Here is a 17,109-nt window from a genome sequence, read left to right as displayed (position 1 = left end):
GGTCCTAGTCGAAGAGCTGCGGGTGGGGTGGCGCGGCGGTGTCCCGGTCGGGATGCAGCGCGTGGAGGGTGCGGGCAAGCTCGGTGAGGCCGGCGGGGGTGACGTGGATCTGGGAGTAGGTGCGGCGGTGCTCGCGGTTCGTGGCGGGGATGGTCACGTCGCGGACGGTGAGCCATCCGGCGCGGCGAGCAGCTTGCGCGATGTGCCAGTCGCTGTGCTGTGCGGCCTTGCCGACAGTGCGAAGGATCCAGCCGAGCTGGTGCATGTGGGCGAACAGGCCGGCGCGGCCGATCTGGACCGCGGGGTCTTCGCTCAGGAGTCGCGCGGCGATGTTGACGGGGTGGGAGCCGATGAAGCTCGGGACGCGTTGCGCGAGGTCAAGGACCTCGTCGGTGAGCATCGGGGCGAGCGTGTCGGTCAGCCATTCGAGGAACGCGGCCGCGCGGGGTGTGCCGGCTGACTCACACCGGGCGATCGCGTCGTCGAGGTCGTAGTACGGGAAGCCTTCGAGGACGAGGGGCCACGTATCGCCGAACAGTGTCTCGCCGCCTGACCACGGCGAGATCTCGGCGAGGCGCTCGACCTGGTCGGCGCGGGCATAGACCCTGTCACCGACTGTCGCGATGTACAGGTCACCTTGACGGGCCCACCGGTGGATGAGCTTGCGGGTCGGCGCGAGCTCGGCCACGGCACTCACCGGTCACCCTCGAACGAGGATCGCGAGCCGATGATGGCCGCCGGCGGAAGCTGGTGGGCGCGGCGAGCACGCTCAACAGCTGCGGCACGAGCAAGAGCGGCGATCGCGACGAAGAACGCGGCGAACGACACACCGAGCGCGACGACCGCCACGATCAGCGCTGCCTCCGCGATCATGCGAGACCCGCCTTACGGCGGTGGCGCGCGACCGCACGACTGAGGCGTGCCCACTGACGGGGTGTGAGGAAGCGGGAGTGGTTCCGCAGCTCCCGCTCCAGGTCCTCAGCGGCCGCAGCATGGAATGCTCGGCGGCGGGCCCGCCAACACTGGGTGTCCGGGGCGCCTGCCCTGGGGGTGGCGGCGCTGGGGAACGCACTAGACGCCCCGGACGGTACGGCCGCGTCGCTGGGGAACGACGAGGCCGCTTCGACGCCGCTGGGGGGCGACGCCGAAGCATTCAGATCGCTCTCCGCGCGTACGAACGCCGCGAGCGCTGACCCGAAGCGCGCACGTGCGGCGTGCTCGTCATGAATTCGACGTGCGCTGTAGCACGGGCCGCACGGGATGAGTGTTCCTTCGGGGTGCGCCGGGCAGCACACCGGCGGCGTCAGCGCAGTCATGACTGCTCCTCGTCGCAGTACGCGTGGGCCGCATCGAAGTCGTCGAGGAACGAGTCATCCCGACCACGGGCAAACGCCCGCGCCCCGCACGAGCACATCGTGAACGATGTCGCCGACGCCGGGAAGGTGCCGCGGGCGAAGAACAGGGCGTCCTCGCGCCGCTGCGTGAGGATCCGCTTGCGGCGGTCGTGGCGACGACGGCGCGTCATCTTGGCGCTCATGCTGCACACTCCGCCAGCCAGGCGAGCACGTCGGCACGCGTGTAACGGATCAGGCTCGACCCGGGCAGCTTCAGCCACTTCGGACCGGTCTTCGCATCACGCCAGCGCTCGAGCGTCTTCGGCGTGACATCGAGGATCGCCGCGAGCGCCTTCGGCGCCATCACCGCCGGCACGTCTTCGAATCCCGAGAGGGTCGAATCTGGCTGTGGCTCAATGCCGATCGTCGGTAGCGAGGTCAAGGCACCCATCAGGCCACCGCCTTCGTGGACTCGGCATCGATGCTCGCCGACGCCAGAAGGTCAAGGATCGACATCCCCAGGAACTCCGAAGCAGCGGCGATCTCGTCCGTATCGAACGGCCGCTCCCCCCGCAGTCGCGCATACACCGAATTGCGACTCAGCTCGAGAACGTCTACGAGAGCAACCCCGTCAATGTCGCGGCGAGCCAGCTCTGCCTTGATCGCTCCGGTAACCTGCGCCGAGAACTTCGTCTTGACTCCCATAAATGGGACAGTACCAACTTTGGTACAGGCCTGCAACCAATTTTGGTACTTGCATGTATCAAGTACCGAAAACGGGTACTCTCAACAACCATGGGAGAACTCAGTGGATTCAGCTGGCGCGTCATCGATGTGATCCAGAAGCTCATCGAGCAGAAAGGGATGACCGACGCCGAACTGATCGTGCGTTCAGGTGTTCCGCGCAACACCTTCTATCGGAAGATGCGTGGCGAGACTCCCCTGAACACGAACGACATCGATGCGATCGCGGCAGCGCTCGATGTCGACCCATTCGATCTGCTGCGCGCGGCGGCCGCCCCGAACGTCACAGAGCTTCACCCTCGTCGCCGCGATGTCGGGGCTTTCCAGCAGGATCTCCAAGAAGTCGCCAACGAGTCGATCGACGAGGACCCCGTCGAGACCGACAGCGACTTCGACAACGCCTGACACGCCGGGGGGAATCATGCAGGCACTGCTCCAACTCGCCGCTGAACTCGGGGTGACCGTGATCGAGAAACGCGCAACGCACTGCAGCGGATACCGCGCCGACGAACGCCTCATCCGCCTCTCACCGGGGATGAAACGACGGTCGGCACGTTCGGTCCTCGCGCATGAGCTCGGGCACCACATCTTGGGCCACCGACCAACCGAGTTCGGCCCTATCCGTAAGCGCCAGGAGCGCGAGGCGAACGAGTGGGCAGCCCTGCATCTGATCGACCACGCGAAGTATGTCGAGGTGGAGCGGATCCGCGATGGGCACCTCGAATCGATGGCGTTCGACCTCGACGTCGCGACCGAGCTCCTCACGGTCTTCCGGAGCATGCTCCACCGCATCGGGGATGCGACCTATCTGGATCCGCGCATGGGCGCAGGCCAGTGGTTGCTCCGCACAGAGGTTGTGTGATGGCACGCTCCTGGATCACCGACCGCTGGGTGAAAGACGCCCTCGTCGCCATGCCCGACGGCACGACAACGCGGATCAGCCCCACGAGCGCGCAGCTCCGCGCGATCAAGACGCTGCCCGACCACTTCCGCACGGCAAAGTTCGGCAAGGGATCGCGCTGGGTCGCCGGCTGGTACGAACCGGATGGAGCCCAACGACAGCGGCTGTTCGCACGTAGAACGGACGCGGAGTCCTTCACCGCGTCGCTCGAGGACGACATCCGCTCCGATCGCTACATCGACCCCTCAGCGCGTGAGCAGAACTTCACCGTCGTCGCCGAGGCCTGGCTGGCGTCGAAGAGCCGAATCAAAGACTCGACGTGGCGGCGCTACCGTCGCGAGCTCGACAACTATGTTCTGCCGATGTGGGGCGCGCGCACGATCGGCAGCATCACGCGTCCACAGATCGACGCGTGGGTGCAGCAGCTTCGGGACGCGACCGCGCCCCACGTGTTCGACAAGAACCAGCACATCAAGAAGACCGAGCGCAAACCGGTCAAGATGGCGCCCGCGTATCTCGGACACATCGTGCGCTCGACATTCGGCGGCGCGCTGCGCTATGCCGTCGCAGAGAGCCTCATCGGACGCAATCCGCTCGCGAACGTCGAACTCCCCCGCACCGAAGGAGACCTGGAGTCAGACCTTCCGTCGCTGTCGTTCGTCGATATCGAAGAGCTCGCTGACACCGCGTTCGAGCTGAGCGGGCGCGAGGACGATCGGGAGCTGCTTCAACTGTTGGCCTACAGCGGGCCCCGGATCGGCGAGGCGACCGCACTCAAAGTGAAGGACCTCGACCCGATGTCCAACCGCGCTCGTGTCCACCGCACATGGACCGTCGACCGCGACGGTCGGCGCAAGCTCGGCCCGGTCAAGACGTGGGAGAAGCGGTGGCTACCGATCCCCGCATTCCTCATGCTCGAGCTCGTCGAGCTCACGAAGGGGCGCGACCCCGAAGAGTTCCTCTTCACCACCGTGCGCGGCGCTGCTGTCGACGGGTCCAACTGGTACAACCGAGTCTGGCTGAAGGTCCGCGCCGCTGCGGGCCTCGCCATCGCGATGTCGGTGCACGATCTCCGTCACGTCGCCGCGACGAACGCGATCGCCGCCGGCGCCGACGTCAAGCTCGTGCAGCAGATGCTCGGACACAAGGACGCCACCGAGACGCTCAACACTTACGCGCACCTCTGGCCAGACCGCGTCAACGAGGTCATCGCAGCGGTCGAGAAGCGACGTGCCGAGGCCCTCGCGGCGAGCGCGGCCGAGGCAGCCTGAGATGCAATGTGAGACGCATGTGAGACGGGGCCGATTCAGCCTGATTCTGGAAATGACGAAAGCCCCGGAGATCCGCGTGTTTCTGCGGTTCTCCGAGGCTTATGTGTCGGGATGACAGGATTTGAACCTGCGACCCCTTGACCCCCAGTCAAGTGCGCTACCAAGCTGCGCCACATCCCGTTGTCCCCGCTTGCGCGCGGGCAACTCCACTATCCTACCCGCTCGCCGGCCTGGTCGCGAACACTCGCAGGCTCTCCGCGGCATCCGTTCGCCCTTGCCGGTGTCGGCGGGCGGGGCTAGCGTCACGACATGGCGCACATCACCATCGAACCCGTCACCGCCGACCGCTTCGATGACGCCGAGCACGCACTGAGCGGGGGCGGCGACGGCCGCAGCTGCCAATGCCAGTGGTGGACACTCACCAACGCCGAATGGCAGAAGACGTCGCGCGAGGAGCGCCGGACGATGCTTCACGACGAAGTGGATGCCGGACCGCCGCCCGCCCTGATCGCCTACGTCGACGGTGAGCCCGCGGGCTGGGTGCGGGTCGGACCGCGCACACGCCAGGTACGGCTCGCGCGCACTCGGAACTTCGCCTCCCACTCCGAGGAGGAGTGGGATGACCCCGACGTCTGGGCGGTGAGCTGTTTCGTCGTCCGCAAAGAGCATCGCCGCGAAGGATTGAACGCGCAACTGCTCGACGCGGCGATCGACTTCGCGCGCCGCTGCGGCGCGCGAGTCCTCGAGGCCTACCCCCGCGACCCCGAGCGCGGGCCGAAGAAGCCGGCGAACGAACTCTTCCACGGCGTGGTCTCGACGTTCGAAGGCGCCGGCTTCCGTGAGGTCGCGCGCCCCCGGCCCGACCTCGCGATCATGTCGCTCGATCTGACGACCTGACCGGTCACGCGGTCCCCGGGGCATCCAGGGGCATTCGGGGGCAGTCCCCTCGCGTGTCATGGCCTGCTGCGGCGGCGTGCGACGATGTCAAAGCCCCGCGAATCGAGGAGGATCATGCCACGGCTCTGGATCGGGTTCGCCCCGTACATCGTGGTCGCCGCCGTGCACGTCGGCGCACTCGCGGTCGGCTCCGATACGATCGCCGCGCCCAGCAAACTCGCGCTCATGCCGTTGCTCGCCGTCGCCGTGGCGTGGGGAGCCCGTGGGACGAGATGGACGGCCGCGCACACCCTGCTCGTGGTCGCGATTGCCCTCTCGTGGCTGGGCGACGGTGCCAGTACATTCTTCCCGCAGTTCGAGACCGTCCCCCTCATGCTGCTCTGGTTCGGGCTCGCGCACCTCTGCTACATCTGGCTGTTCTGGCGAGTTCTCGCGATCCGGCGACTGCCGGTGTGGTCCATCGTCTTCGCCGCCTGGTGGGTGGTGCTGCTCACGGTGCTGTGGCCGGCGCTCGGCGGGCTCCTCGTGCCCGTCGCCGCCTACGGGCTGGTGCTCGGGCTGACGGCGGCCGGCGCTTCGCGCTGCCATCCGATCATCGCGTGGGGTGGGGTCTTCTTCCTGGCGTCCGACACGATCCTGGCATTCCGCCTCTTCACTCCCGAAGCCATGCCCGAATGGACGAGCCCGCTCGTCATGCTCACCTACTGCCTCGGTCAGGGCCTCATCGCTGCCGGCGTTCTGATCGCCGTGCGAGCACGTCGCGTGGCGGAGGTGACCGCATGACCGATGCCTCCGCTCGTGTCGACGCGTGGCTTTGGGCCATCCGCGTCTACAAGACCCGATCGGCCGCGACGACGGCATGCCGCGCCGGGCATGTGCGCGTGAACGGCGACCGGGCGAAGGCGGCCCAGCCGGTGCGTCCCGGCGACGAGTTGCGCGTTCGGATCAACGGCTTCGACCGGATCCTGATCGTCAAGCTGCCGATCTCCAAGCGCGTGGGCGCCGCCCTCGCCGCAGAAGCGGTCGACGATCGCACTCCTCCCCCGCTGCCTCGAGAACTGACGGCGTTCGTCCCCGTGCGCGACCGCGGTGCCGGACGACCGACCAAGCGCGAACGACGCGACCTCGATCGGCTGCGAGGCCGTGACGAGGACTGACGGCGCGCGACGACGGCCCCTGCTGTCCCGCGCAGCGCCCGCCGATCATGAGCTGGGCGGTCTGCCGAGTTCCGCAGCGTAGGTCGCGAGGCCGCGCCGAAGTTGCAGATATATGCCACGTGCGCTCGAAGGCGTGCCCTCCTCGGCACGACGGGCCCACTCGTCGAACGCAAGCCGGATGGTCGTGGTGACCGCAGCGACGACCGCTCTCGCGATGAGGACATCGGCGTCGGCACCCGCGGCCTCCACGGCTGCCGCGGTCAGCTCGTCGGCGTGCTCCGCGTCGTTGGCGAGCGCGAGGGCGAGCAGCGAGGGCTCGTTCTGGATGAGTCGGCGCACCCGCAGCGCACGCCTGTGCTCCTCGGGCCGCCGGTCGAAGTCGTCGAACAGGAGGAGCCAGCCAGCTTCGAGCGCCGAGACGACGGGCGCGCCCTCTCGGATCTCGGCCACGGTGCGTCGCATCACCGCCCCGAAGCCCTCGTCGTCCACGAAGAGGGCGTGCTCCTTGGTCGGGTAATACCGGAAGAACGTTCGCTGCGAGATCCCCGCCGCGTGGGCGATGTCGTCCACGGTGGTGCCGTGGACGCCATGCCGTTCGAACAGATCGATCGCGGCGTCCGACACCTCCCGAAGGGTCTCTCGGCGCCGCCGCTCGCGTAGACCCACGGGCGCGTCGACATGTTCACTCTCCGGGGCGATAGCGGCTGCCTCATTCACGAGCCGAAGTTTACACTCTGAGCCAACATGGCAGAGACTGCCATATGATTGATTCAATCCGCCCGGCTCGACGTCGCGCCCGCGGCCTTCGCCGCCGCGCGTCCTCATCGTCGCGACCCCACAGAAAGCCTCCCGTGACGCTCGAACAGCAGCCGCCCACGCTCACCTCGCTCCCCGCCGCACCGGTGGTCGCCCCTGCCCGCCGTACCGGTCCGGTCATCGCCCTCCTCGTCGCCTCGGCGTTCGTCGTGATCCTCAACGAGACGATCATGGGCGTCGCCCTGCCGAGCCTCATGGCCGATCTGCAGATCACAGCCGCAACCGCTCAGTGGCTCACCACGGGCTTCCTTCTCACGATGGCGATCGTGATTCCGCTCACGGGATATCTGCTCGAGAGGTTCCCGCTGCGCCGCGTGTATCTCGCCGCGATGACACTGTTCGCGATCGGAACGCTGATCGCCGCCCTCGCACCCGGCTTCGAGATGCTGCTCGCCGGGCGCATCGTGCAGGCTTCGGGTACCGCGATCATGATGCCGCTGCTTTTCACGACCGTGCTCACCGTCGTGCCGGCAACACACCGCGGCCGGATGATGGGGGTCATCTCGATCGTCATCGCCGTCGCCCCGGCCATCGGCCCGACCGTCTCGGGCATCATCCTGTCGGCGCTCGACTGGCGCTGGCTGTTCTGGCTCGTCCTGCCGATCGCTCTGCTCGCGCTGGTGCTCGGTGCGATCTGGGTGCGCAACGTCACCGAGACTCACGACGTGCGCTTCGACGTCCTGTCGGTGGTGCTTTCCGCATTCGCCTTCGGAGGCCTGATCTTCGGGCTCAGCTCGATCGGCGAAGCGGCGACCGGGCACGCGCTGATCCCGGTGTGGATCCCCCTCGTCGTCGGGTCGCTCGCCCTCATCGCCTTCGTGCTGCGCCAGCTACAGCTGCAGCGCACCGACTCCGCACTGCTGGACCTGCGCACCTTCCGTTCACGATCGTTCAGCCTGGCGGTCGTGCTCGTCGCCGTCTTGATGGCCGCCCTGTTCGGTTCGCTCATCCTGCTGCCGATCTACCTGCAGCAGGTGCTCGGGCTCGATACGCTCACCATCGGCCTCATGATGCTCCCCGGCGGCATCCTGATGGGCGCCATCGCTCCGATCGTCGGCTCGCTGTTCGACCGGTACGGTCCGACGCCGCTCGTCATCCCGGGCATGGCGGTCGCGGCCGCCGCGCTCTGGGGCATGACCACGTTCGACACGGCCACTCCGATCATCTGGATCGTCGCGGTGCACATGGCGCTCAACCTGGGTCTCGGCTTCGTCTTCACGCCGCTGATGACATCTGCGCTCGGCTCGCTGCCCAGACCGCTGTACCCGCACGGAAGCGCGATCGTCGGCACGATCCAGCAGGTGGCCGGGGCCGCCGGCACGGCGTTGTTCGTGACCCTCATGACGGTGACCGCGACCGCGCAGCTGCAGTCCGGAGCCGATGCCTCGGCGACCACCGCGGCAGGCGTGCACAACGCGTTCCTGGTGGGCGCGCTCGTCGCTTCGGTCGCCGTCGTCCTCGCGTGCTTCGTCCGCAAGCCGGCCGAGACCTCCGACGACGAAGCGGGCGCGATCCTCGCGCACTGATCCACGACCCGGGTCGGAGGATCAGCCGAGCAGATCGAGCAGCCAGCGTACGCCTCGCACGGCCACTCCGGGTGCACCTACCGTCGAAGGAGTCAGGGCGCTCGTTCGCGCCGCAAGCTCACGATCGCTCGTGACGACGGTGACGGCACGTCCCTCCGCGACGAGCCGCACGGTGGCGGCGAAGACGGCGTCGTCTCCGGATGCCGGTGCCCGCACCACATCGACGCCCGATGCCCCCGCGGCATCGCGCGCCTGACCTTCGACGACGGCCGTCCACTCGGGAAACCAGATGTGCTCGGGCAGATCGAGGGCGGCGGCGGCGATGCCACGGTCGGCGAGCGTCGCGAGGCGGCGGATCAGCTTCTCGGCGGCACCGGCACGGTCGCGCCACCACCCGTCGGGGACCGATCCCATGACGTTCGCGACGTCGACGACCACTGCCGGGCGGATTTCCAGAAGCGGGCGCAGCTGCTCCCACGACGCGGCGAATCCCGGATGAAGGGGATACCGCGCCACGTCATCCGCCGCAACCCACGCCAGCTCGTGACTCTCCGGATCGCTGATCGTCGCCTCGAAAGACTCGACCACATCGCCCACGAGAGTGGTGTAGCTCCAGTACCCGAGGTCGAGAACGCTGAGCAGACGCGGCCGGATCGCGGCACCTGGAACACCCGCCTCCTCCGCCGCTTCGCGCAGCGCGCCATCGCTCGCCGACTCGCCCTCGTGGCGCGCACCGCCGGGAAGCGCCCAGGTGTCGCCGAAGTGGCTCCACGAGACGCGGTGCTGCAGCAGTACGCCGTGATCGGGGTCGACGGCAAGCAGGCCCGCGGCGCCGAACCTGCCCCAGTACCGCTCTCCCGTCGGTGCGACCACCCACGCGTCGCCCGGGTCGCGAGGTCCGTGCGGGCGCCGCGGTTCGCCGGGGGCGGGGGGTTGGATCGTCACGCTGTCAGCCTTTCACACCGCCGTGCACACGTCGCTCCGGCCGATCTCCGCTGAAATGCGGCGTCACCCGCGGCGGTAGCCATCACCAGGCACCGGGCGTGCGCGTGCCCGCATGGAGGGCGCGGAAGGCGGCCGCGAGGCGAGCTCGGGCGCGCACTCGCACTCAGCGAAGATCGGGGCAGGGCGGGGCGAGCCACAGCTGCACAGGCGGACTGCCGCGGCAATCGCACCGGACCGGGACCGACCGGCGACAATGGCGGGGTGACCTACGACCTCGACGACGACCCGTCCCGCATCCAGCTCGACGCGGTGTGGGCCTGGCTTTCGACCGAGGCCTACTGGGGACGCTGGCGCACACGCGACCAGGTCGAGACCCAGGTGCGGAACGCGTGGCGTGTGGTCGGGGCGTACTCGCGCGACACAGGCGAGCTGGTCGGCTTCGCCCGAGCGGTGTCGGACGGGGTCGGCTTCGCGTACCTCGCCGATGTCTTCGTCCTGTCGGAGCACCGCGGTCAGGGACTCGGCAAGCGCCTGCTTCGACTCATGATCGACGACGGTCCCGGGTCCGATATGCGCTGGATCCTGTTCACAGGCGATGCGCACGGTCTATACCGGGGGTTCGGCTTCGCCGAGCCCGATGAGACCGCGATGGTGCGTCCGGCGCGCACACCGACCTGAGAAGAAGCGGGTGAGGGATGCCGCGGCATCCCTCACCCGTTTCGTCAGCGCTGCCGGCGCTCGCGCACCCGCATGTTGAGCACGATCGGCGTGCCTTCGAAGCCGTACAGCTCGCGCAGGCGCCGCTGGATGAAGCGACGGTAGCCCGGGTCGAGGAAACCGGTCGTGAACAGCACGAATGTCGGCGGACGCGTCGATGCCTGGGTGCCGAACAGGATGCGCGGCTGCTTGCCACCGCGCAGCGGGTGCGGATGCTCTGCCACGAGCTCGGAAAGGAACGCGTTGAACTTGCCGGTCGAGATGCGCTGATCCCACGAGTCGAGCGCCGTCTCGAGCGCCGGGACGAGCTTGTCGAGGTGGCGACCGGTGCGCGCCGAGATGTTCACGCGCGGTGCCCACGCCACGTGTGCGAGGTCCTGCTCGATCTCGCGCTCGAGATAACGACGGCGATCGATGTCTTCCATGTCGTCGTCGTTGAGGCGGTCCCATTTGTTGAACGCCAGCACGAGAGCACGGCCCGACTCGAGCACGAGGTCGATGATTCGCACGTCCTGCTCGCTCACCGGCTCGCTCACATCGAGCACGACGACGGCGACTTCGGCCTTCTCGAGCGCGGTGGAGGTGCGCAGCGACGCATAGAAGTCGGCACCCTGCTGCAGGTGCACGCGGCGGCGGATGCCGGCGGTGTCGACGAAGCGCCACAGCTTGCCACCGACCTCGACGACCTCGTCGACGGGGTCACGCGTGGTGCCGGCGAGCTCGTTCACGACCACGCGCTCCTCGCCGGCCGCCTTGTTCAGCAGCGACGACTTGCCCACGTTCGGGCGCCCGAGGATCGCGACGCGGCGCGGGCCGCCGATCTCGTGCTTGGCGACCGCCGAAACGTCGGGCAGCACCTTCATCATGTGGTCGAGGAGGTCGGCGACCCCACGGCCGTGGATGGCGGAGACCGGGTACGGCTCGCCGAGTCCGAGGTTCCACAGCGCAGCCGCCTCGGGCTCGTGGCGGGCGTCGTCGATCTTGTTCGCGACGAGGAAGACGGGCTTACCGCTCTTGCGGAGCATCTTCACGACGTGCTCGTCCGTGGACGTCGCACCCACCATCGCGTCGACGACGAAGAGCACGACGTCGCACAGGTCGATGGCGATCTCCGCCTGGGCGGCGACCGAACGGTCGATACCGCGTGCGTCCGGCTCCCAGCCGCCGGTGTCGACGAGCGAGAAGCGGCGATCCATCCACTCGGCCTTGTAGGTGACGCGGTCGCGCGTGACTCCCGGGGTATCTTCGACGACGGCCTCGCGCCGACCGAGGATGCGGTTCACGAGCGCGGACTTGCCCACGTTCGGGCGCCCGACGATCGCGACCACGGGAAGTGCCGGCAGAAACTCGATGCCGTCCTCGCCGTGGACGAGTCCCTCGAGCAGAGCCGCGTCATCGGGATCGAGGTCGTAGTCCTCGAGACCTGCGCGCAGGGCGGCTGCACGCTGGTCGGCGAGGGTGTCGTCGATCTCGGCGAGGTTCTCGACGAGATTGTCATCGTCGTCGTAGTCGTCTGCGAATTCGAATTCGCGGTTGTCAGATGCCATTTCGGGCTCCCGTCTGAACAGGATCGGCCGTGGCCCGGGGCAGCGCCCCGCGGATCACGCCGAGCACGGCGTCCACGGTCTGATCGAAATCTAGGTCGGTCGAGTCCACGACCTCGACGCCGGGTGCGGCGGTGAGGAAGTCGACGACGGCCGAATCGGAGGTGTCGCGCTTGTGGAGTGCTGCGGCGACGGCCGCCGCGTCCTGCGTGGTCACCTCCGCGCTGCGACGTGCCGCCCGCACCTCGGGCGCGGCGGTCAAGAGGATGCGCACGGGCGCATCGGGCGCGACGACGGTGGTGATGTCGCGGCCTTCGATGACGACGCCGGCACGCCGGGACTCCGCCACGAGCGCGCGAAACAGGGCGTTGACCGTCTGGCGCACCACCGGCACGCGGGCGACGCCGCTGACGGCATCCGTCACACGGGGGTCGCGGATCGCCTCGGTCACATCGGTCGCGCCCACCCGCACCCAGTACGAGTCGGGGTCCAGCGAGATCGAGTAGTCGAAATCACCCGCGACGTCGAGAACGGATGCCGCATCCGATGTGTCGATGCCGTGCTCGAGCGCGTGCCAGGCGAGTGCCCGATATGCGGCGCCGGTGTCGAGGTAGCCGTAGCCGAGGCGGCGCGCCACCTGCTTCGAGACGCTCGACTTGCCGCTGCCCGCGGGGCCGTCGATCGCGACGATCACGGGGGCGGATCCGACGGGTGCACCGTCCTCGGTCACCGATTCGGGCGAAGAGTCAGTCATTGGTGGTGCTCGCAATCTTCCAGCCCCGAGATTCCAGACCATCGACCGCGCGGCGGACCGCACTCGGCACGACGCTGATCTCGGCTAGGCCGAACTGTGCTCCGGGTGAGTGCTCGAGTCGAAGGTCTTCGACGTTCACCGCGAGCTCTCCCAGCTCGCCGAACAGCCGGCCCAGCTGGCCGGGCGTGTCGTCGACCATGACGACGACCTGCTCGAAGCGACGGTTCTGGCCGTGCTTTCCGGGGAGTCTTTCGACTCCGTCGTTGCCGCGCCGGATGGTGTCGGCGACGGCTCGGCGTGCACCGGGCGCGTCCGGAGCGCGCAGCGCATCGGCCACGGCGTTCAGATCATCGGCCAGACGGTCGAGCACATCGACCACGGGTTGTGCGTTCGCTCCGAGGATCTGCACCCACAGCTCGGGGGCGGACGCCGCGATCCGCGTCGTGTCGCGCACTCCCTGACCGGCGAGACGCAGCGACCCTTCAGGGGCGTCCACGAAGCGGCCCGCGAGCAGACTCGCCATCAGCTGCGGCACGTGCGACACCAGCGCGACCGAGCGGTCGTGGTCCTCGGGCGTCATCTCGATCGGCGTCGCACCGAGTTCGAGCGCGAGCGCCTCGACGAGCGCGAGGTCGGCCGACGGCGTCTCTTCGTCGCGGCACACCACCCAGGGCCTGCCGATGAAGATGTCGGCGCGCGCCGAGATGGCGCCGCCGCGCTCTCGCCCCGCGAGCGGATGCGAGCCGATGTAATGGGTCAGATCGACACCACGCGCACGCAGCGCTCGCAACGGCTCGAGCTTGACGCTCGCCACGTCGGTGACGACCGCGAGCGGGTGCAGCTTCAGCTCCCGTTCGATCACGTCGGCCGTCACGTCGGGCGGAACCGCCACGACGACGAGCACCGGCTCATCGTCATCCAGGGCCCGACGCCCCGCGCCGTAGTCGATCGCAAGCCGCAGCTGGGCGGGCGAGCTGTCATCGAGCGCGACGTCCACGCCGCGCGCGGTGAGTGCATGCCCGATGCTGGCGCCGAGGAGTCCCGCGCCGACGATGCGAACCGTTCCCTGGACGCGAGGCGCGAGGCTCGCCTCGGCGACGCGTGCCCGCGCGGGCATGCGCGCGGAAGCCGGCGTCGAATCGGTCACTTACTTCTCCTGTTCGCCCCGTGAGGAGGGCACGTCACCCCGCGCAGTCGGATCGCTGTCACGGGTGTCGGGGGCATCGTCTGCCGAAGAGGAAGTCGCGCGGCGCGCGAGAGTCAGCAGAGCGCCCCGCTCCACTTTAGTCAACTCGCGCGCCCGTCCGGCTGGCAGCGTTCCCAGGTGCAGCGGCCCGAACTGCCTGCGCACCAGTTCTACGACCGGATGGCCGACTTCCGCCATCATGCGGCGCACGATGCGGTTGCGGCCGGAATGCAGCGTGAGCTCGACGAGAGACTCGCTCTCGCCTGCCTCCGACTCGCCGGCCGCCGACCCCGCCGACGTGGAAAGCAGTCGCGCCTTGTCGGCGGCGATGTGACCATCCTCCAGCTCGATCCCCCGTGTCAGCTTCTGGATCGTCTGCGGTGTGACGCGTCCTTCGACCTTGGCGATGTAGACCTTCGTCACGCCGAACGACGGGTGGGCGAGCACGTGCGCGAGTTCACCGTCGTTGGTCAGCACCAGCAGTCCGCTGGTCTCGGCATCCAATCGGCCGACGTTGTAGAGGCGCTCCTCCCAGTCCTTCGTGAACCGGCGGAGGTCGGGGCGGCCGCGGTCGTCCTTCATCGAACTGACAACGCCGGTGGGCTTGTTCAGCATGACGTATCGCTTGGACTGATCGAGCTGAACCGCGGTGCCGTCGACGTCGACGAGGTCGTTCTCGGGATCGATGCGCGAGCCGAGCTCGGTCACGACCGTGCCGTTGACCCGCACCCGTCCCTCGACGATGAGCTGCTCGGCGACCCGCCGCGACGCAACTCCGGCGTTCGCGAGCACCTTCTGCAGCCGCACCCCCTCGGTGTTCTCGAGATCGGTCATCGTCGAATCCCTTCGTCCCAGGCGGAACCGTTGCCGGCGCCGCCCACTTCGTCTGCGCCGTCGAGCAGTGGCGAGATGTGCGGCAGCTCGTCGAGCGAGTTGATCCCGAGGTGCACGAGCAGCGCGTCCGTCGTGCCGTAGTTGATGGCACCGGTCTCGGCGTCGGCATAGAGCTCGGTGATGAGCCCGCGGGCGACCAGCGTCCGAATGACCGAGTCGACGTTCACCGCGCGGATCGACGCGACCTGGCTGCGGGTGACGGGCTGTTTGTACGCGATCACGGCGAGCGTCTCGAGAGCCGCCTGCGACAGTCGCGACGGCGCCTGGCCCCCGACGAATTCACTGACGAGGTCGTCGAGTTCTTCGCGCACGTAGAGCCGCCATCCGCCACCCACCTCGCGCAGTTCGAAGCCGCGAACGGGGCCTGCCACCTTGCCGTCGTAGTCGTCGACGAGGCTCTCGATGGCCTGCCGGACCGCGGGCACGGGTGCGTTCACGGCTGCCGCCAGACTCACCAGGCTCTGCGGCTCCTCGACGATGAGCAGGATGGCTTCCAGTCGCCGCGCGACGTCGGCGGTCTGCACGGGCGCCGCGACGCTCGCTTTCCCGGTCGCCGGGCCTTTCGAGGCATCCGCCGGATCGACTGCCCGCGAAGCGGACGTATCGGAGTCATCGGTCATAGTCGGCTCCCAGTGTTGCGAGGTTCTCGTCCGACCAGCGCGGCGCGCTCCAGCGCAGGGTCAGCTCACCGAGCGGCTCGAGCTGCTCGAACGACAAGGCGGCGTGGCGGTAGAGCTCGAGAACCGACAGGAACCGCGCCACGACCACTCCCGGCTGATCCACTCCGGCGATCAGCTCACGAAACGACAGCGTCCCGGCATTCTGCAGCAGCGTCACCACGATCGCGGCCTGTTCGCGAATGCTCACGAGGGGCGCGTGCAGGTGGTCGAGCCCGATCCGCGGGATCTCCTTCGGCGTCATCGCGAACAGCGCGAGCGACGCGAAGTCGTCCACGCTGAGGCTCCAGACGAGCTCGGGCACTGCGTTGCGGTACTTCTCGTCGAGCCGCACCGAGCGGCTGCGGCGCCGCTCTTCGCGCCGCAGGCTCCGCTCGAACCACCCCGACACCTCTTTGAAGGCGCGGTACTGCAGCAGGCGGGCGAACAGCAGGTCGCGCGCCTCGAGCAGCGCGACAGATTCGGCGTCGACGAGTTCACCCTGGGGCAGAAGCCCCGCGACCTTCATATCGAGCAGGGTCGCCGCGACGACCAGGAACTCGGATGCCTCTTCCAGCTCTTCGTCGGGCCCGAGAGCCCGCAGGTACGCGATGAAGTCCATCGTCACGAGAGACAGCGACACCTCGGTGATGTCGAGCTCGTGCTTCGAGATGAGATTCAGAAGCAGGTCGAACGGGCCGTCGAAGTTCGACAGGGAGACCCGGAACCCGTCCGCCTCGACTGCGGCCGAGCCGACTGCGGCATCACCGGTCTTTGCGACCGGCCCGGTGGCTGCAGGAGAATCCCCCGCGGACCCTGAAGGTGTCGAGGGGTCAGGCGACCGCGCCACGTGCGACCAGCTCTCGCGCCAGCCGCAGGTAGGCCTGCGCGGCGGCGTGCTCGGGCGCGAACTCGGTGATGGGCATGCCCGAGACCGAGGCATCCGGGAACTTGACCGTGCGTCCGATGACGGTCTCGAGAACGTCGTCGCCGAACGCGTCGACGACGCGCTCCAGCACCTCTCGGGAGTGAAGCGTGCGGGCGTCGTACATCGTCGCGAGCACGCCGTCGAGAGTGATCGTCGGGTTGAGTCGGTCGCGCACCTTGTCGATCGTCTCGATCAGCATCGCGACGCCACGGAGGGCGAAGAACTCGCACTCCAACGGGATCACGACGCCATGGCTCGCGGTGAGCGCGTTGACAGTGAGCAGGCCCAGCGACGGCTGGCAGTCGATGAGCACGACGTCGTAATCCGCCGAGACCCGGCGCAGCGCACGGGAGAGGGTCTGCTCGCGGGCGACCTCATTGACCAGGTGCACCTCTGCGGCTGACAGATCGATGTTCGCGGGAATGATGTCGAGGTTCTCGACACGCGTCGCCACGACCACGTCGTGCGGGTCGCGCTTGCCATCGAGCAGCAGGTCGTAGATGGTCGGGATGTCGTGGGTCTGGATGCCGAGACCCGCCGAAAGCGCACCCTGCGGGTCGAAGTCGACCGCGAGCACCTTGCGACCGTAGCTCGCGAGTGCGGCGGCGAGGTTGATGGTCGTCGTCGTCTTGCCGACGCCGCCCTTCTGGTTGCACAGCGAGATGATCCGCGCGGGGCCGTGGCCGTCGAGCTTCGGCGGGGTCGGGAACCCCTGATAGGGACGACCGGTGGGTCCGATCGGAACGTCCCCCGTGGCGACTGCCGCCGCCTGTGCCTTGCCCGCCACCGATGCTCCCGCCTCTGCGAATCCGTCTCCCGATTCTAGTCACGCCACGACC

The 17,109-nt window shown here is 68.3% G+C and carries 22 protein-coding genes and 1 tRNA gene; 8 read left to right on the top strand and 15 right to left on the bottom strand.

What is annotated here, in order from left to right:
* Window positions 1-4: 4 nt before the first annotated feature.
* The 5 genes from KEC57_RS19080 to KEC57_RS06345 all read right to left on the bottom strand — a co-directional run bounded on the left by KEC57_RS19080 (window position 5) and on the right by KEC57_RS06345 (window position 2,039).
* Window positions 5-697, bottom strand: coding sequence for a phage antirepressor KilAC domain-containing protein (locus KEC57_RS19080; protein ID WP_229383735.1), 693 nt, complete (start codon window positions 695-697; stop codon window positions 5-7).
* Window positions 694-873 carry a hypothetical protein gene (locus KEC57_RS06360; protein WP_229383734.1) on the bottom strand — a complete coding sequence of 60 codons (180 nt, stop codon included), beginning with the start codon at window positions 871-873 and terminating at the stop codon, window positions 694-696. Before KEC57_RS06360 ends, KEC57_RS19080 begins: the two co-directional genes overlap by 4 nt.
* Window positions 874-1,312: 439 nt before the next feature.
* Window positions 1,313-1,537: a hypothetical protein gene (locus KEC57_RS06355; RefSeq protein ID WP_229383733.1), complete on the bottom strand. Its 225-nt coding sequence runs from the start codon at window positions 1,535-1,537 to the stop codon at window positions 1,313-1,315.
* Window positions 1,534-1,785, bottom strand: coding sequence for a helix-turn-helix transcriptional regulator (locus KEC57_RS06350; protein WP_229383732.1), 252 nt, complete (start codon window positions 1,783-1,785; stop codon window positions 1,534-1,536). Before KEC57_RS06350 ends, KEC57_RS06355 begins: the two co-directional genes overlap by 4 nt.
* Complete coding sequence (locus tag KEC57_RS06345; protein ID WP_229383731.1) at window positions 1,785-2,039, bottom strand: hypothetical protein; 255 nt, start codon at window positions 2,037-2,039, stop codon at window positions 1,785-1,787. The genes KEC57_RS06350 and KEC57_RS06345 overlap by 1 nt, the downstream gene beginning before the upstream one ends.
* A 90-nt stretch (window positions 2,040-2,129) precedes the next feature.
* Between KEC57_RS06345 and KEC57_RS06340 the strand changes: the two genes are divergently transcribed.
* Genes KEC57_RS06340 through KEC57_RS06330 form a run of 3 tightly spaced genes read left to right on the top strand, consistent with a single transcriptional unit; the run spans window position 2,130 to window position 4,250 of the window.
* On the top strand, window positions 2,130-2,483 hold the full coding sequence (locus KEC57_RS06340; RefSeq protein ID WP_229383730.1) for a helix-turn-helix domain-containing protein: 354 nt from the start codon (window positions 2,130-2,132) through the stop codon (window positions 2,481-2,483).
* A gap of 16 nt (window positions 2,484-2,499) precedes the next feature.
* Window positions 2,500-2,940 carry an ImmA/IrrE family metallo-endopeptidase gene (locus tag KEC57_RS06335; protein ID WP_229383729.1) on the top strand — a complete coding sequence of 147 codons (441 nt, stop codon included), beginning with the start codon at window positions 2,500-2,502 and terminating at the stop codon, window positions 2,938-2,940.
* Window positions 2,940-4,250 (top strand): tyrosine-type recombinase/integrase, encoded by a 1,311-nt coding sequence (locus tag KEC57_RS06330; RefSeq protein ID WP_229383728.1) that lies wholly within the window; start codon window positions 2,940-2,942, stop codon window positions 4,248-4,250. The genes KEC57_RS06335 and KEC57_RS06330 overlap by 1 nt, the downstream gene beginning before the upstream one ends.
* Before the next feature lie 106 nt (window positions 4,251-4,356).
* Here the strand turns inward: KEC57_RS06330 and KEC57_RS06325 are convergent.
* A tRNA-Pro gene (locus tag KEC57_RS06325) sits at window positions 4,357-4,430 on the bottom strand.
* Between the two features lie 129 nt (window positions 4,431-4,559).
* Between KEC57_RS06325 and KEC57_RS06320 the strand changes: the two genes are divergently transcribed.
* From KEC57_RS06320 to KEC57_RS06310, 3 genes are all read left to right on the top strand, one after another.
* Window positions 4,560-5,147: a GNAT family N-acetyltransferase gene (locus KEC57_RS06320; RefSeq protein ID WP_229383727.1), complete on the top strand. Its 588-nt coding sequence runs from the start codon at window positions 4,560-4,562 to the stop codon at window positions 5,145-5,147.
* A 114-nt stretch (window positions 5,148-5,261) separates the two neighbouring features.
* The gene (locus KEC57_RS06315; RefSeq protein WP_229383726.1) at window positions 5,262-5,930 is read left to right on the top strand and encodes a lysoplasmalogenase family protein; all 669 of its coding nucleotides are present in this window, start codon (window positions 5,262-5,264) and stop codon (window positions 5,928-5,930) included.
* The gene (locus tag KEC57_RS06310; RefSeq protein WP_229383725.1) at window positions 5,927-6,304 is read left to right on the top strand and encodes an RNA-binding S4 domain-containing protein; all 378 of its coding nucleotides are present in this window, start codon (window positions 5,927-5,929) and stop codon (window positions 6,302-6,304) included. Before KEC57_RS06315 ends, KEC57_RS06310 begins: the two co-directional genes overlap by 4 nt.
* Before the next feature lie 45 nt (window positions 6,305-6,349).
* Here KEC57_RS06310 and KEC57_RS06305 read toward each other — a convergent pair whose 3' ends face one another.
* The gene (locus tag KEC57_RS06305; protein ID WP_229383724.1) at window positions 6,350-6,928 is read right to left on the bottom strand and encodes a TetR family transcriptional regulator; all 579 of its coding nucleotides are present in this window, start codon (window positions 6,926-6,928) and stop codon (window positions 6,350-6,352) included.
* A gap of 137 nt (window positions 6,929-7,065) precedes the next feature.
* Here KEC57_RS06305 and KEC57_RS06300 point away from each other — a divergent pair, with 137 nt between their 5' ends.
* Complete coding sequence (locus KEC57_RS06300; protein WP_372456960.1) at window positions 7,066-8,646, top strand: MDR family MFS transporter; 1,581 nt, start codon at window positions 7,066-7,068, stop codon at window positions 8,644-8,646.
* 21 nt (window positions 8,647-8,667) lie between these two features.
* Here the strand turns inward: KEC57_RS06300 and KEC57_RS06295 are convergent, their stop codons facing one another.
* Entirely contained in the window at window positions 8,668-9,591 is a 924-nt protein-coding gene (locus KEC57_RS06295) for an NUDIX domain-containing protein (RefSeq protein WP_229383723.1), read from the bottom strand.
* Between the two features lie 261 nt (window positions 9,592-9,852).
* Between KEC57_RS06295 and KEC57_RS06290 the strand changes: the two genes are divergently transcribed.
* Window positions 9,853-10,269, top strand: a complete 417-nt coding sequence (locus KEC57_RS06290) for a GNAT family N-acetyltransferase (protein WP_229383722.1) — start codon at window positions 9,853-9,855, stop codon at window positions 10,267-10,269.
* 44 nt (window positions 10,270-10,313) lie between these two features.
* Here the strand turns inward: KEC57_RS06290 and der are convergent, their stop codons facing one another.
* Genes der through KEC57_RS06255 form a run of 7 tightly spaced genes read right to left on the bottom strand, consistent with a single transcriptional unit; the run spans window position 10,314 to window position 17,057 of the window.
* Window positions 10,314-11,855 (bottom strand): ribosome biogenesis GTPase Der, encoded by a 1,542-nt coding sequence (der, locus tag KEC57_RS06285; protein ID WP_229383721.1) that lies wholly within the window; start codon window positions 11,853-11,855, stop codon window positions 10,314-10,316.
* Complete coding sequence (gene cmk / locus KEC57_RS06280; RefSeq protein ID WP_229383720.1) at window positions 11,845-12,606, bottom strand: (d)CMP kinase; 762 nt, start codon at window positions 12,604-12,606, stop codon at window positions 11,845-11,847. The genes der and cmk overlap by 11 nt, the downstream gene beginning before the upstream one ends.
* Window positions 12,599-13,753 (bottom strand): prephenate dehydrogenase, encoded by a 1,155-nt coding sequence (locus KEC57_RS06275; RefSeq protein WP_372456957.1) that lies wholly within the window; start codon window positions 13,751-13,753, stop codon window positions 12,599-12,601. The genes cmk and KEC57_RS06275 overlap by 8 nt, the downstream gene beginning before the upstream one ends.
* Window positions 13,754-14,626 (bottom strand): pseudouridine synthase, encoded by an 873-nt coding sequence (locus KEC57_RS06270; protein WP_229383719.1) that lies wholly within the window; start codon window positions 14,624-14,626, stop codon window positions 13,754-13,756.
* Entirely contained in the window at window positions 14,623-15,306 is a 684-nt protein-coding gene (gene scpB, locus KEC57_RS06265; protein WP_229383718.1) for an SMC-Scp complex subunit ScpB, read from the bottom strand. Before scpB ends, KEC57_RS06270 begins: the two co-directional genes overlap by 4 nt.
* Entirely contained in the window at window positions 15,296-16,192 is an 897-nt protein-coding gene (locus KEC57_RS06260) for a segregation and condensation protein A (protein WP_372456956.1), read from the bottom strand. Before KEC57_RS06260 ends, scpB begins: the two co-directional genes overlap by 11 nt.
* The gene (locus KEC57_RS06255; RefSeq protein ID WP_229383717.1) at window positions 16,176-17,057 is read right to left on the bottom strand and encodes a ParA family protein; all 882 of its coding nucleotides are present in this window, start codon (window positions 17,055-17,057) and stop codon (window positions 16,176-16,178) included. Before KEC57_RS06255 ends, KEC57_RS06260 begins: the two co-directional genes overlap by 17 nt.
* Window positions 17,058-17,109 lie beyond the last annotated feature (52 nt).

The organism is Microbacterium allomyrinae, from assembly GCF_020682705.1.
Lineage (GTDB): Bacteria > Actinomycetota > Actinomycetes > Actinomycetales > Microbacteriaceae > Microbacterium > Microbacterium allomyrinae.
Note: the sequence above shows the minus strand (reverse complement) of the source record. Positions and strands in the feature narration are given on the sequence as shown.